The organism is Nocardioides sp. cx-169 (genome assembly GCF_021083605.1).
Classification (GTDB): Bacteria; Actinomycetota; Actinomycetes; order Propionibacteriales; family Nocardioidaceae; genus Nocardioides.
Genome location: NZ_JAJNRO010000018.1, coordinates 60,415 through 73,271, shown reverse-complemented (window position 1 = coordinate 73,271; position 12,857 = coordinate 60,415). Strand labels below are relative to the sequence as shown.

Annotated in this window: 14 protein-coding genes; 4 read left to right on the top strand and 10 right to left on the bottom strand. The window is 72.0% G+C overall.

The window, feature by feature from the left end; genetic code table 11:
* Positions 1-68: 68 nt before the first annotated feature.
* The 4 genes from LRP67_RS20205 to LRP67_RS20190 form a co-directional block, all read right to left on the bottom strand.
* Positions 69-320, bottom strand: coding sequence for a hypothetical protein (locus LRP67_RS20205; protein ID WP_231271941.1), 252 nt, complete (start codon positions 318-320; stop codon positions 69-71).
* A gap of 98 nt (positions 321-418) precedes the next feature.
* On the bottom strand, positions 419-1,090 hold the full coding sequence (locus LRP67_RS20200) for a lytic transglycosylase domain-containing protein (RefSeq protein ID WP_231271940.1): 672 nt from the start codon (positions 1,088-1,090) through the stop codon (positions 419-421).
* A 196-nt stretch (positions 1,091-1,286) separates the two neighbouring features.
* Positions 1,287-2,603, bottom strand: coding sequence for a PhoH family protein (locus LRP67_RS20195; RefSeq protein ID WP_374107432.1), 1,317 nt, complete (start codon positions 2,601-2,603; stop codon positions 1,287-1,289).
* 298 nt (positions 2,604-2,901) lie between these two features.
* Positions 2,902-3,675: an isoprenyl transferase gene (locus tag LRP67_RS20190; RefSeq protein WP_231271938.1), complete on the bottom strand. Its 774-nt coding sequence runs from the start codon at positions 3,673-3,675 to the stop codon at positions 2,902-2,904.
* 107 nt (positions 3,676-3,782) lie between these two features.
* Here LRP67_RS20190 and LRP67_RS20185 point away from each other — a divergent pair, with 107 nt between their 5' ends.
* Both LRP67_RS20185 and trxA read left to right on the top strand, forming a co-directional pair.
* Positions 3,783-4,514: a hemolysin III family protein gene (locus LRP67_RS20185; RefSeq protein ID WP_231271937.1), complete on the top strand. Its 732-nt coding sequence runs from the start codon at positions 3,783-3,785 to the stop codon at positions 4,512-4,514.
* Between the two features lie 32 nt (positions 4,515-4,546).
* The gene (gene trxA / locus LRP67_RS20180) at positions 4,547-4,927 is read left to right on the top strand and encodes a thioredoxin (RefSeq protein WP_231271936.1); all 381 of its coding nucleotides are present in this window, start codon (positions 4,547-4,549) and stop codon (positions 4,925-4,927) included.
* Positions 4,928-4,935: 8 nt separating this feature from the next.
* Here the strand turns inward: trxA and LRP67_RS20175 are convergent, their stop codons facing one another.
* The 4 genes from LRP67_RS20175 to mca all read right to left on the bottom strand — a co-directional run bounded on the left by LRP67_RS20175 (position 4,936) and on the right by mca (position 9,186).
* A complete protein-coding gene (locus tag LRP67_RS20175; protein WP_231271935.1) occupies positions 4,936-6,735 on the bottom strand; it encodes a thiamine pyrophosphate-requiring protein in 1,800 nt (599 codons plus the stop codon).
* A complete protein-coding gene (locus LRP67_RS20170; RefSeq protein ID WP_231271934.1) occupies positions 6,732-7,994 on the bottom strand; it encodes a serine/threonine-protein kinase in 1,263 nt (420 codons plus the stop codon). Before LRP67_RS20170 ends, LRP67_RS20175 begins: the two co-directional genes overlap by 4 nt.
* Positions 7,995-8,055: 61 nt before the next feature.
* Positions 8,056-8,277 carry a myelin proteolipid family protein gene (locus LRP67_RS20165; RefSeq protein WP_231271933.1) on the bottom strand — a complete coding sequence of 74 codons (222 nt, stop codon included), beginning with the start codon at positions 8,275-8,277 and terminating at the stop codon, positions 8,056-8,058.
* 12 nt (positions 8,278-8,289) lie between these two features.
* A complete protein-coding gene (gene mca, locus LRP67_RS20160) occupies positions 8,290-9,186 on the bottom strand; it encodes a mycothiol conjugate amidase Mca (protein WP_231271932.1) in 897 nt (298 codons plus the stop codon).
* A 29-nt stretch (positions 9,187-9,215) separates the two neighbouring features.
* On the opposite strand from mca, the gene LRP67_RS20155 reads away from it, so the two are divergent.
* Together LRP67_RS20155 and greA are read left to right on the top strand one after the other, a co-directional pair.
* The gene (locus tag LRP67_RS20155; RefSeq protein ID WP_231271931.1) at positions 9,216-9,632 is read left to right on the top strand and encodes a DUF4307 domain-containing protein; all 417 of its coding nucleotides are present in this window, start codon (positions 9,216-9,218) and stop codon (positions 9,630-9,632) included.
* 146 nt (positions 9,633-9,778) lie between these two features.
* Positions 9,779-10,282, top strand: coding sequence for a transcription elongation factor GreA (greA, locus tag LRP67_RS20150; protein ID WP_231271930.1), 504 nt, complete (start codon positions 9,779-9,781; stop codon positions 10,280-10,282).
* A gap of 4 nt (positions 10,283-10,286) precedes the next feature.
* Here the strand turns inward: greA and ilvA are convergent, their stop codons facing one another.
* Both ilvA and LRP67_RS20140 read right to left on the bottom strand, forming a co-directional pair.
* Positions 10,287-11,492 (bottom strand): threonine ammonia-lyase, encoded by a 1,206-nt coding sequence (gene ilvA, locus LRP67_RS20145; RefSeq protein ID WP_231271929.1) that lies wholly within the window; start codon positions 11,490-11,492, stop codon positions 10,287-10,289.
* The gene (locus LRP67_RS20140) at positions 11,485-12,849 is read right to left on the bottom strand and encodes an AI-2E family transporter (protein WP_231271928.1); all 1,365 of its coding nucleotides are present in this window, start codon (positions 12,847-12,849) and stop codon (positions 11,485-11,487) included. The genes ilvA and LRP67_RS20140 overlap by 8 nt, the downstream gene beginning before the upstream one ends.
* Positions 12,850-12,857 lie beyond the last annotated feature (8 nt).

The following is a 12,857-nucleotide window of genomic DNA, read 5'->3' as shown; positions in this document are numbered from 1 at the left end:
CCCACGGCTCCCCGACGAAGCTTCAGCCGGAACCCGTGAGTTCCTCGACACCCGTGTGACCCAGGGGCTCAGCGGGGCCGGTCCTGCGGCGGGATCACCAGCCCGCGGTCGGAGGTGCGCGCCACCTGGAGGCCGCGGGCGATGCCGCCGACGAGCAGGAGGTAGCCGGCGGTCCCCAGGAGGACCAGCCCGACCACGGCGTACGCGTGGTCACCATCGGCGTTGACCAGGCACATGCCGGCGACGATCAGCACCGCGAGCCCGCCGAGCAGGTAGCCCAGCCCGAGCGACGGCTGGTAGTCGTTGGTGTCCGGCGTCATGGCGCCAGTCTCACCCACGCACCGCTGACCCGTCACCCACTGCACCGAAATGCCGCTGACCCGTCAGAGTTTCTGACCGGTCAGCGAGGAGACGGGGATCAGTACCAGTTGTGGGACTCGGAGTGGGCCCAGGCGCCGCAGGGGCTGCCGTAGCGGTCCTGGATGTAGCCGAGGCCCCAGCGGATCTGGGTGACGGGGTTCGTGGCCCAGTCGGCGCCGGCCGAGGACATCTTGGAGCCCGGGAGGGCCTGCGGGATGCCGTAGGCGGAGGAGGTGGGGTTGTCGGCGTTCCAGGTCCAGTTGGACTCGCGCGTCCACAGCGAGTCGAGGCAGCCGAACTGGTCCTGGGAGAAGCCGAACTCCGCGAGCAGCGCCTGGCCGATGCTGCGCGGGTCCTCGTCGGACATGTCCTCGGTGCGGCTCATCGCCGAGACCTTGGTCTGCACCACGGAGGCCTTCTTGACCGAGTTGAGGGCCTGGCGGCGCGAGGAGCGGGACACACTGGTGTCCCGCTCGGCAAGGTCGTCGACCTGGACCGAGCTGACCGGTGTCGCGTCGCCCACCTTCGGCGCGGCCGCGTCGACCGAGCCGGCCGCGGAGGTCGCGGGCCCCTGCCCGAGTACGCCGGTCGAGACCGTCGCGCCGGTGACGGCCACGGCGACCGAGGACAGGATGACGGTGTTGCGCAGCGCCTTACGGGGAGCCGCCACGAGGGCGGACCGCTCGACGGGAGCGCGGTGCTTGGGGGCGGGCTTGACCTGCTTCGTCACGGAGGAGGAGTCCAGGGGCTAGACGACACGGAAGACGATCACGCGCCGTAGGTCACGGACTGATCACGGGCCACCCTGCCTGACCCGCCGGACGCGTGCAAACCAAACCTCCACTTTCCCGGCGAAAATTCCCCGAGAGGCTCGACACATCGGGTCTCCTCGTCACACGAGCCCCTCGGGTCACGACGGCCACGGACTAGAGGGTGACGTTCTCCAGCATCTCGGTCACCAGCGCCGCGATCGGCGAGCGCTCCGAGCGGGTGAGCGTCACGTGGGCGAACAGCGGGTGCCCCTTCAGCTTGTCGATCACCGCGACCACACCGTCGTGGCGCCCCACCCTGAGGTTGTCGCGCTGGGCGACGTCGTGGGTGAGGACCACCTTGGAGTTGGCGCCGATGCGGGAGAGCACCGTCAGCAGGACGTTGGCCTCGAGCGACTGCGCCTCGTCGACGATGACGAAGGCGTCGTGGAGCGACCGGCCGCGGATGTGGGTCAGCGGCAGCACCTCGAGCATCCCGCGGTCGAGGATCTCGTCGATGACGTCCTTTGAGGTCATCGCGCCCAGGGTGTCGAAGACGGCCTGACCCCAGGGCGACATCTTCTCCGACTCCGAGCCGGGCAGGTAGCCCAGCTCCTGCCCGCCCACCGCGAACAGCGGGCGGAAGACGACGACCTTCTTGTGCTGCCCGCGCTCGAGGACCGCCTCCAGACCGGCGCACAGCGCCATCGCCGACTTGCCGGTGCCGGCGCGCCCGCCCAGCGAGACGATGCCGACCTCGGGGTCGAGCAGCATCTCCAGGGCGATCCGCTGCTCGGCGCTGCGGCCGTGGATGCCGAACGCCTCGCGGTCGCCGCGCACGAGGTGCACCTGCTTGTCCGCCCCGACCCGGCCGAGCGCGGTGCCGCGGTCCGACAGCAGCACCAGGCCCTGGTGGCAGGGCAGGTCGCGGGCGGTGTCGAGGTCGAGCACCCCGTCGTCGTACAGCTCGTCGAGCATCGCGGCCTCGACCTCGACCTCGGCCATGCCGCTGTAGCCGGTGTCGGAGTCGTGGACGGCGTCGGCGCGGTACTCCTGGGCGTCCAGGCCGACGGCCGAGGCCTTGATCCGCAGCGGCAGGTCCTTGGACACGAGCGTGACGTCGTGTCCCTCGTCGGCGAGGTTGCGGGCCACGGCGAGGATCCGCGTGTCGTTGTCGCCGAGGCGGAAGCCCGAGGGCAGCGCGTTGGGGTCGGTGTGGTTGAGCTCCACCCTCACCGTGCCGCCGTGCTCGCCGACCGGGACCGGCTCGTCGAGGCGCCCGTGGGTGGTGCGCAGCTCGTCGAGCATCCGCAATGCCGAGCGGGCGAAGAACCCGAGCTCGGGGTGGTGCCGCTTGCCCTCGAGCTCGGTGATGACGACGACCGGCAGCACGACCTCGTGCTCGTCGAACCGGCGCAACGCCCCCGGGTCGGCCAGCAGGACGCTGGTGTCCAGGACGTAGGTGCGGTGCTGGGACTTCTGAGCCTGCGGCACGGGATACCCCTCACGGGTCGGCGCGCGCACTCGACGCCCCGGCCTAGTCGACGCTGATGGACCGGAGGGTGACCCGAACGCCGGAGTGCCGGCATCCGATCGACCGGGCCGGGCGGCAGGCGTGGACCTGCCTCCTGGTCCCAGCGAGCTGGTCGTGAGCTGTCACGAACGGGCCTCCGATTTGGTGAGCTTCCCCACTCACCATGAGACGAAAATTACGCCCGCCGGACCGCCGACACGCGCCGACACGCCCGCCTCGAGGGGTGAAGGACTGGTGACGGCTGTGTGACGCCGGCCGTCACGAGCCGAAGCGTCGCTCGCGCAGGGCGTAGGCCCGGATCGCGCGCAGGAAGTCGACCCGGCGGAACTCCGGCCAGTACGCCTCGCAGAAGTAGAACTCCGACTTAGCGCTCTGCCAGAGCAGGAACCCGCCGAGCCGCTGCTCCCCCGACGTGCGGATCACCAGGTCCGGGTCGGGCTGGCCCTTGGTGTAGAGGTGGTCGGAGATGTGCTCGACGTCGATGATCGTCGCGAGCTCCTCGAGGGTCGTGCCCTTGGCTGCGTGCTCATGGAGGAGGGACCGTACGGCGTCCGCGATCTCGCGCCGACCGCCGTACCCGACCGCGATGTTGACCAGCATCCCGTCGACGTCGTCGGTGGCCTCGGCGGCCGCCTTGAGCCGCTCCGCCGTGCGCGCCGGCAGCAGGTCGAGCGCGCCCACCGGGTGCAGCCGCCAGCGGCGCTGGTCGGCGAGCGAGTCGACCGCCTCCTCGATGATCCGCAGCAGCGGCTCGAGCTCGGCCTCGGGGCGGTTGAGGTTGTCGGTCGAGAGCAGCCAGAGCGTGACCACCTGGATGCCGACCTCGTCGCACCAGCCCAGCAGCGGCTCGATGTTGGCCGCCCCCGCGCGGTGCCCGTGAGCGGTGTCGCGGCCCACGGCCTTGGCCCAGCGACGGTTGCCGTCGAGCATCACCCCGACGTGCTGGGGGAGGTTGTCGGGCAGCCGGCGCAGGAGCCGGGACTCATACGCCGGGTAGAGCACCCGCCGGAGTCCGCGCTTCCAGTCCGCCATGCCTTCGATGGTAGGGGGTGAGCGTCGTCACTCCGCCCACCGACGGGCCGCATGACATCCACCGCTCAGGTGTCACATGCTGGCCTCGGGTCGCTAAAGTCGGAGATATGCCACCGACCCTCGACCACGCGAACGAGGCTGTCCGCGCCGGCCTGGAGTCACTCAGCGAGACGATCGCCGAGGTCAAGCCGAAGCTCCGCGGCTGGATGCACCTCGTCCTCACGCCGCTGGCGCTCGCCGGCGGCATCGTCCTGATCGCCCGGTCCCCCGACACCACCACCCGCTGGGGCTCGGCGGTGTTCGCGTTCAGCGCCCTGCTGCTGTTCGGGATCTCCGCGCTCTACCACACCCGGTCCTGGTCGCCGCGGGTCTGGGCGGCGCTGCGGCGCTTCGACCACGCCAACATCTTCATCCTCATCGCGGGGTCCTACACGCCCCTCACGCTGATGCTGCTGGAGGGCACCGAGCGGGTCGTGCTGCTGACGACCGTGTGGGTCTGCGCGATCCTCGGCGTGCTGTTCCGAGTGTTCTGGATCGGCGCCCCGCGCTGGCTCTACACGCCCCTCTACATCGGCCTGGGCTGGTCGGCGGTCTTCTTCATCCCCGGCTTCATCGACGGCGCCGTCTCGCGCCTCGGCACCACCACGGGGACCGCCGTGCTGGTGCTGGTGGCGGTGGGAGGTGCGCTCTACACCCTGGGCGGGGTCGTCTACGGCTTCAAGCGACCGAACCCCTGGCCCCAGTGGTTCGGGTTCCACGAGGTCTTCCACGCCTTCACGATCCTCGCCTTCGTCAGCCACTACGTCAGCGTCTCGATCGCGACCTACACGCTGCGCTAGAGGGTCTGGGCGCCACCTCGTAGGCTGTTCGAATGGCCACCATCGAGCTGACCACCGAGAACTTCACCTCCCACGTGGAGGACGACGACATCCTGCTCGTCGACTTCTGGGCCAGCTGGTGCGGACCGTGCCAGCAGTTCGCCCCGACGTACGAGAAGGCCTCCGAGGCCCACCCGGACGTCACGTTCGGCTCCATCAACACCGAGGAGCAGCGCGAGCTGGCCTCGGCTGCCGGCATCCAGTCCATCCCCACCCTGATGGCGTTCCGCGAGGGCATCCTGGTCTTCGCCCAGCCCGGCGCGCTGCCGCCGCAGGCGCTGGAGCAGGTCATCACCGGGGTCAAGAGCCTGGACATGGACGACGTACGCCGCCAGATCGCCGAGGCGGGAGCCGAGGAGCAGCCCCAGGGCTGAGCAGGTCCTCACCCCTGCGAGAGACGCTCCTCCTGGGCGGCCTGCCGGTCCAGCAGGTCACGCGCGTGCTCCCCGCCCGGGCCCTCCTGCGCGAGCGCCCGGCGGAAGCTGTCCAGCTTCTCGCGACCGGCGGGGAACGGCGGCAGCAGCGGCACGTCGGGATCGGTCACCGCCTCGATCACGGTGGGCCGGTCCGCGGCGAGCGCCTCGGTCCAAGCCTGCTCGACCGCCGCGGGTCCGTCGATGCGGATCCCCCGCAGCCCGAGCAGCTCGGCGTAGCCCGCGTACGGGAAGGCCGGCAGGCTCTGGCTGTCGTCGAAACGGGGGTCCCCCTCGGTCTCGCGCTGCTCCCAGGTCACCTCCGCGAGCTCGCGGTTGTGCAGGACGAGCACGACGAAGCGTGGGTCCGACCAGTCCCGCCAGCGGTGCGCCACCGTGATCAGCTCCGCGATGCCGTTCATCTGCATCGCCCCGTCGCCGACCAGCGCGACCACCGGGCGGTCGGGGGCGGAGAGCTTGGCCGCGATGCCGTAGGGCAGCCCGGAGCCCATGCTCGCCAGCGTCGAGGACAGGTGCGCAGGCACGCCGGGCGGGAGCCGCAGGTGACGCGCGTACCAGTAGACGACCGAGCCGACGTCCACGCTCACCATGGCGTCCTGCGGCAGGTGCGCGCTCAGGGCGCGCACGACGAGCTCGGGGTTGAGCGGGCGTGCCTCGAGCCTCGAGCGCTGCTCCGCCAGGTCGTGCCAGGCACGGACCTGGTCCTCGACCTTGTCGCGCCAGGCCGTGGCGCCACGCTGGCGCAGCAGCGGCAGGAGCGCCCGCAGGGTATCCGCCGCGTCGCCGGTGAGGCCCACCTCCACCGGGTAGCGGTTGCCGAGGTGGCGACCGTCGAGGTCGACCTGCACGGCGCGCGCCTGCCCGGGGGCGGGGTAGAACTCCGTCCAGGGATCGTTGCTGCCGACGACCAGCAGCGTGTCGCAGTGACCCATCAGGTGGGCGGAGGCCGAGGTGCCCAGGTGACCCATGACTCCGCAGGAGTACGGCAGGGACTCGTCCCACCAGGGCTTGCCGAGCAGGCTGGTCGTCACGCCGGCCCCGAGCCGCTCGGCCACGGCCCGCACCTCGTCGCCGGCCTCGCGGACGCCCTGCCCGACCAGCAGCGCCACCCGCTCGCCCGCGTCGAGCACCTCCGCGGCCCGGCGCAGGTCCTCCTCACGCGGCACGACGTGCGGTCGCCGCCACTCGGGGGCGGTCACCACGACGCCGTGCTTCTGCTCGGGGCTGGGCGCCTCCTCCTGCTGCACGTCGTGCGGTAAGACGACCACGCACGGCGACCGGGTCGCCAGCGCGGTGCGAAACGCACGGTCGATCAGCATCGGCATCTGCTCCGGCGCCAGCGCCGTCTGCAGGAACTGCGCGGCCACGTCCTTGAACAGGCTCTGCAGGTCGATCTCCTGCTGGTACTCCGAGCCCAGCACAGTCGTCTCCTGCTGGCCGACGATCGCCACCACCGGCACGTGGTCGAGCTTGGCGTCGTACAGGCCGTTGAGCAGGTGGACGGCGCCCGGCCCCTGGGTGCTGGTCATGACACCGACCTCGCCGGTGTACTTGGCGTGGCCCACCGCCATGAGGGCGGCGTTCTCCTCGTGGCGCGCCTGGATGAGCTCCGGGTCTCCCCCGGCTCGGCGCAGGGCGCCCATGAAGCCGTTGATGCCGTCGCCGGAGTAGCCGAAGATCCGCGAGACGCCCCATTCCCGGAGCCGCTCGACCACGACGTCGGCGACGAGCTTGGGCTGCTCGCTCATCGGGGGCCCTTCCCTTTGCCGCCGCCCTTGTTGCCGTGGTGCCGGGGCTTGCCGGGCTTCGGCTTCCTCGGCTTGGCCTTCTTCTTCGCCTTCGGCGGCCCCGCCTTCGGGGCAGCCGGACCGGTGGTGCTGCGCACGACCGTCGGCGACGAGGTGGTGGACGAGGCGGCCCCGGAGGGCGTCGAGGACGGGGAGGCGGACGAGGAGTCGGCGGGCTTGTCGGCCTGGCTCGGCTCGCCCCCACCGAGCAGACCGGCTCCCGCCAGGGCGACGGCCAGGGCCACGGCGGCGGCGGCCGCCACGAGCACGGGCCGGACCCGGCGGCCAGGAGGCGGCACGAGCGGGACGAGCGGGACGAGCATCGTCGGGTCGTCCTCGGCGATGAGCGCGAGGCGCTCGGCGACGACGGCTGCAGAGGGTCGGGCAGCGGGGTCGCGGGCGGTCATCGCGCGCACCAGGTCGGCCAGTGCTGGCGCCAGGTCGTCGGGGACGTGCGGGCCGCGTGCGAGACGAGCGACGGCCGCCTCGGCCGTGGAGCCGGTGAAGGCCTTGATGCCGGTGACGGTCTCGAGCAGCACCAGGCCCAGCGCGTAGACGTCGACGGCGGGGCTGATCTCGGCGCCGCTCACCTGCTCCGGGGCGAGGTAGCCGACCGTCCCGATCGTCGTCCCGGTCATCGTGTGCCGCACGGCGTCCCCGACGATGCGGGCGATGCCGAAGTCGGCGAGCCTGGCGCGACCGTCGTCCCCGACCAGGACGTTGCCGGGCTTCACGTCGCGGTGGACCACGCCCTGCGCGTGGGCGTAGGCGAGGGCGGCGGCGACGTCGCCCAGCACGTGCGCCGCCTCACGGACCGGCAGCGGGCCCGGGGTCATCAGCGCGGCAAGCGTGGGGCCCTCGACGAGCTCCAGCACCAGGTAGGGGCGGTCCTCGGACTCGCCGGCGTCGAGGAGGGTCACGAGCGAGCGGTGCGAGAGGACCGCGAGCGTGCGCGCCTCGGCGGTGAACCGCGCCCGATCGGCGTCCGACGGCGTCGCCTCGCGCAGCCGCTTGACGGCCACCTCACGACTCAGCAGCGTGTCGGTCGCCCGGTGCACGTCCGCGACGCCGCCGCGGCCGAGGACCGGGCCGAGCCGGTAGCGCCCGCCCAGGAGGTCCGGTGCCGGCGCCGAAGTGGGCGGCGGGTGGTCGCCGAGGAGCCCCGACATGTCCACTGCCTCGGTGGGATCGGGATCGGGCGGCTGCTCGTCGGGCCTCATCGACCCACCGGTTCCCTGCCGTGGCGCGGCGAAACCATCCCTCGGCGGTGGCCGACGGCGCTCAGGCCTCGGGCGGTGCCGGCCGTCGGGTCGGCGGGTCGTAACGCCCCTCCTGCTCCGAGCGCTCGGCACGCTTGAGGTGCTTGGTGAGACTGAAGCCGAGCACCGCGACCGCGAGGATCAGCAGCCCGAAGAGGCCGAACGCGGTCCATCCGGCGACGACGTCCTCCTCGTCGGGTCCCTTCTCCACGAGGGGGAGCAGGAGCAGCAGCACGGGGGTCATGGTCACAGTCTCTCAGGAGGGGTCGGTGATCCCGGCGAACAGGTCGTCCTCGGGGATGGTGGACGGGACGTGGCTCACGACGAGCTCGAAGTCCTCGGTCGGCCAGATCCGCTCCTGCAGCTCGCGCGGGACCGCGAACCAGAAGCCGTCAGGGTCGATCTGGGTCGCGTGCGCCAGCAGCGCCTGGTCGCGGACGCCGAAGTAGTCCCCGCACGGCACCTTGGTCGTGACCCGGGCGTCCCACTCCGGCTCCTCCTTCCACTCCTTGAGCCGCTCGGCCCAGGGCGACTCCAGCCCGTGCTCGAGCATCGCGTCGTGCAGCCGCTGCATCCGCTCGCGGTTGAACGAGTGGTGGTAGTAGAGCTTCAGCGGCTGCCAGGGCTCCCCCGCGTTGGGGAACCGCTCGGGGTCGCCGGCGGCTTCGAACGCCGCGACGCTCACCTCGTGGCAGCGCACGTGGTCGGGGTGCGGGTAGCCCCCGCGCTCGTCGTACGTCGTCATCACGTGCGGACGGAACGACCGGATCAGCGCGACCAGGCGCTCGGTGGCCTCCTCGAGCGGGACCAGCGCGAAGCAACCCTCGGGCAGGGGCGGCTTCGGATCGCCCTCGGGCCAGCCGGAGTCGACGAAGCCCAGCCAGTCCTGGCTGATGCCGAGGATGTCGCGGGCCCGCTCCATCTCCTGACGGCGCACCTCGGTGATGTTCTCGAGGATGTCGGGGCGGTCCATCTTGGGGTTGAGGATCGAGCCCCGCTCCCCGCCGGTGCAGGTGACGACGTGCACGTCGACGCCCTCGGAGACGTACTTGGCCGTGGACGCCGCGCCCTTGCTCGACTCGTCGTCGGGGTGGGCGTGCACGTGCATGAGTCGGAGGCCCGCGCGGGGGCCGGCGGGAGGGTGCTGCGGCATCCCTCCATCGTAGGTGTCACCCTGGACCGGTGAGCTCGCAGCATGCCCCGGCGATCCCGACCGACCGGTACGGCGCACCGGCACCCTGGCGCCGACGCGCCCTGCTGTCCGGCGTGGTGGCCCTGGTCGTCGCCTTCCTCGGCTGGTTGGTCTGGACGATGGTCGTGCACGCCGCGCCGCCGGTCGACTCCGATCTGGTCAGCTTCGACATCGTCGACGAGCACACCGCTGTGGCCATCGTCCACGTGGAGCTGGCCGACGACGCCGTCGACCCGTCCTGCCTCCTGCGGGCCTACGCCGAGGACCACAGCGTGGTCGGAGAGCTGTCGTTCACCCCCGAGCCGGGCGACGGCGACCGCATCGAGCAGACCATCCGCACCGAGCGGCGCGCCACCTCGGTCGAATCCGTCGGGTGCACCGCAGAGGGCCAGTCGCGTCCTCGCTGACCTGCGGAAACGTCGTTTCGCTCGGCTGTTTGTATACTCGTGAGTCTGACCGTCCCGCTGGGCCGACAGGCCCGCGACGCCGACGACCGGCCGCAGGTCCCTCGCACCCGCACTTCCTCCCCACGCAGCAGTACAGGAGTACCCCGATGACGCAGCAGACCGAGCAGGGCACGATCTGGCTCACCCAGGACGCCTTCGACAAGCTGACGGCCGAGCTGGCCAACCTCAAGGGGCCTGTGCGCGAGGACGTCATCGCGCGCATCAGCGCGGCCCGCGACGAGGGCGACCTCAAGGAGAACGGCGGCTACCACGCCGCCCGCGAGGAGCAGGGCAAGCTCGAGGGCCGCATCCGCCAGCTCGAAGACATGCTCCGCCGGGCCGAGGTCGGCGAGACCCCTCCCGACGACGGCGTCGTCGAACCCGGCATGGTGGTGACCTACCGCTTCGTGGGCGACGCCGACGACGAGACCGAGACCTTCCTGCTGGGCGCCCGCGAGATCGAGCCCGAGGGCCTCACCGCGTACTCCCCCCAGTCCCCGCTGGGCTCGGCCATCAACGGCAAGAAGCGCGGCGAGACCGTCTCCTACGAGGCGCCCAACGGCAAGATGCTCGAGGTCGTCATCGTCGACGCCAAGCCCTACACCGGCTGAGCCGTCACTCGAAGATCCGGTAGCCGCACTGGCGCAGGCGGGTCAGCACCTTCTCGGCGTGCGGCTCGCCGCGGGTCTCGAGCTGGAGGTGGACCTCCACCTCGTCGAGGTGCAGCGCGGGCGAGATCCGCTCGTGCACGACCTCCAGGACGTTGGCGCCCGAGTCTCCAACCTCGGCCAGCAGGCGCGCCAGGCCGCCGGGGGTGTCGGGGATGTTGACGTGCAGGTTCAGGTAGCGGCCCGCCGCCGCCATGCCGTGCCGGATCACCTTGCCCAGGAGCAGCGGGTCGATGTTGCCGCCCGACAGCACGGCGACCGCGGGTGTGCGGAACGCCGACGGCTGGTCGAGCATCGCGGCCACCGCCGCCGCACCGGCCGGCTCCACGACCATCTTGGCCCGCTCCACCAGCGCGAGCAGCGCCCGTGACATCGACTCCTCCGAGACGGTCACGATGTCGTCGACGTGGTCACGCACCGCGGGGAAGGTGATCTCGCCGGGCAGCCCGACGGCGATCCCATCCGCCATGGTCTGCATCGAGGAGAGCGCCACCGGGCGCCCCTGCTGCAGCGAGTCGGGGTACGCCGCTGCGCCGGCCGCCTGCACGCCGACCACGCGGACGTCGGGGCACACCGCCTTGACGGCGATCGCGATGCCGGCGAGCAGACCGCCGCCCCCGGTCGGGACCAGCACGGTCTGCAGGTCCGGGGCCTGCTCGACGATCTCGAGGCCGCACGTGCCTTGACCGGCCACGACGTCGGCGTGGTCGAAGGGGTGGATCAGGACCGCCCCGGTCTCGTGCGCGAACCGGCCGGCCGCGAGCAGCGCGTCCTCCAGGTAGCGGCCCTCGAACACCACGTCGGCGCCGTACCCGCGGGTCGCCTTCTCCTTGGGGATCGGCGCTCCCTCGGGCATGAAGACGGTCGCCTGGATGCCCAGGAGCTGCGCCGCCAGCGCGACGCCCTGCGCATGGTTGCCGGCGGACGCGGCGACGACGCCGCGGGCGCGCTCCTCACCGGAGAGCCCCGAGATCCGCACGTAGGCGCCGCGGGCCTTGAACGAGCCGGTGCGCTGGAGGTTCTCGCACTTGAGCGAGACCGGGCCGCCGACCAGCGCGGAGAGCCAGCGCGACTCCTCCATCGGGGTCGTGATCGCGACGCCGTCGAGGACCGTGCGCGCGGCCTCGATGTCGGCGAGCGTGACCTCACCCATCGGCGGGCTCCTCCACCGGGACCGTGGAGCCGGTCTCCTCGTAGTCCTCCTCGAGCTCCTCCACGGGGTCGTCGCCGACCTGGGTGTTGGACGCCAGGTGCTGGATGACGGCGTTGGCCGCGGCCGCGAGCGGTACGGCGACCAGCGCACCCGCGACGCCGCCCACGATGACACCGGCGCCCAGCGCGAAGATCACGCCGAGCGGATGCACCGAGACCCAGCGGCCCATGAGGAACGGCTGGAGGATGTGTCCCTCGATCTGCTGCACGCCGATGACGACCGCGAGCATGAGCAGCGCGGTGAGCGGGTCCTGGGCGACCAGCGCGACGAGCACCGCCACGGCGCCGGCGACCGTGGCCCCGACCAGCGGGATGAACGCGCCGAGGAAGACCAGGACGCCGATCGGCAGCACGAACGGGACCTGCAGCACCGCCGCGCCGATCATGATGCCGCCCGCGTCGACGAGCGCGACCAGCACGGTCGCCCGCACGAACTGGGTCAGCGAGATCCAGGCGACCCGGCCCGAGCCGTCGACGTGGTGGCGCGCGGCCCGGGGCGCGAGCCGGACGAACCAGGCCCAGATGCGCTCGCCGTCGGCCAGGAAGAAGTAGGTCGCGAAGAGGACGATGAAGAACCCGGCGAAGACGTGGCCCAGCGTCGTGCCCAGCGAGGTGACCTGGCCGACGAACTCGCCGTTCTGCGTCCGCTCGGTGATCGCGTCCTGCGCCTGCCCGATCCAGTCGTTGATCTGGGAGTCGGAGGCGTTGAGCGGCCCGTCCTTGAGCCACTCCCGGATCCGCTCCAGGCCGTCGACCGTGGAGTCCGCGAGGTCGGTGGCGCCGTTGGCGACCTGCTGGCCGGCGAAGGTGAGCAGCGCGCCGACCAGGGCGATGCCGCCCAGGACGACCAGGATCGACGCCAGTCCGCGGGGGAAGCCGTGGCGGGCCAGCCACCCGACGACCGGCGCGACGAGGGCCGCGATCAGCAGCGCGACCGCGACCGGCAGCACGATGACCGAGAAGAACGCGATCGTCTTCACCAGCACCAGCCCGGCGGCGACGATGACCAGGAAGCGCCAGCCCCAGGCGGCTGCGAGGTCGACGCCCCACGGGACCTGGGCCCGGCTGAAGTTGGAGGGTCCGGCGACGATCGGCTCCGGCTCGCTGCGGCGCTCGCCGCGCATCAGCGCCCACTGGTGGGCGAGCCGTTGGGTGATGCGCTCCTCATGGGCGCGAGCCTCCGCCTCGCGGTGCGAGCGGGTGCGGCGCAGGGGCAGGCGCAGGCGGGAGCCGGAGGGCGCCTCGGGCGGGCTCTCGTCGCCGGGCGCGGGCGACTCCGGCTGCTCGTCGTTGGTCACGCGGTCAC

Bases quoted from the DNA above. Each gene is read 5' to 3' on its own strand.
- LRP67_RS20205 (WP_231271941.1), bottom strand. From the start codon at position 320: ATGACGCCGGACACCAACGACTACCAGCCGTCGCTCGGGCTGGGCTAC.
- LRP67_RS20190 (WP_231271938.1), bottom strand. From the start codon at position 3,675: ATGGCGGACTGGAAGCGCGGACTCCGGCGGGTGCTCTACCCGGCGTAT.
- LRP67_RS20185 (WP_231271937.1), top strand. From the start codon at position 3,783: ATGCCACCGACCCTCGACCACGCGAACGAGGCTGTCCGCGCCGGCCTG.
- trxA (WP_231271936.1), top strand. From the start codon at position 4,547: ATGGCCACCATCGAGCTGACCACCGAGAACTTCACCTCCCACGTGGAG.
- LRP67_RS20175 (WP_231271935.1), bottom strand. From the start codon at position 6,735: ATGAGCGAGCAGCCCAAGCTCGTCGCCGACGTCGTGGTCGAGCGGCTC.
- LRP67_RS20170 (WP_231271934.1), bottom strand. From the start codon at position 7,994: ATGAGGCCCGACGAGCAGCCGCCCGATCCCGATCCCACCGAGGCAGTG.
- LRP67_RS20165 (WP_231271933.1), bottom strand. From the start codon at position 8,277: ATGACCCCCGTGCTGCTGCTCCTGCTCCCCCTCGTGGAGAAGGGACCC.
- mca (WP_231271932.1), bottom strand. From the start codon at position 9,186: ATGCCGCAGCACCCTCCCGCCGGCCCCCGCGCGGGCCTCCGACTCATG.
- greA (WP_231271930.1), top strand. From the start codon at position 9,779: ATGACGCAGCAGACCGAGCAGGGCACGATCTGGCTCACCCAGGACGCC.
- ilvA (WP_231271929.1), bottom strand. From the start codon at position 11,492: ATGGGTGAGGTCACGCTCGCCGACATCGAGGCCGCGCGCACGGTCCTC.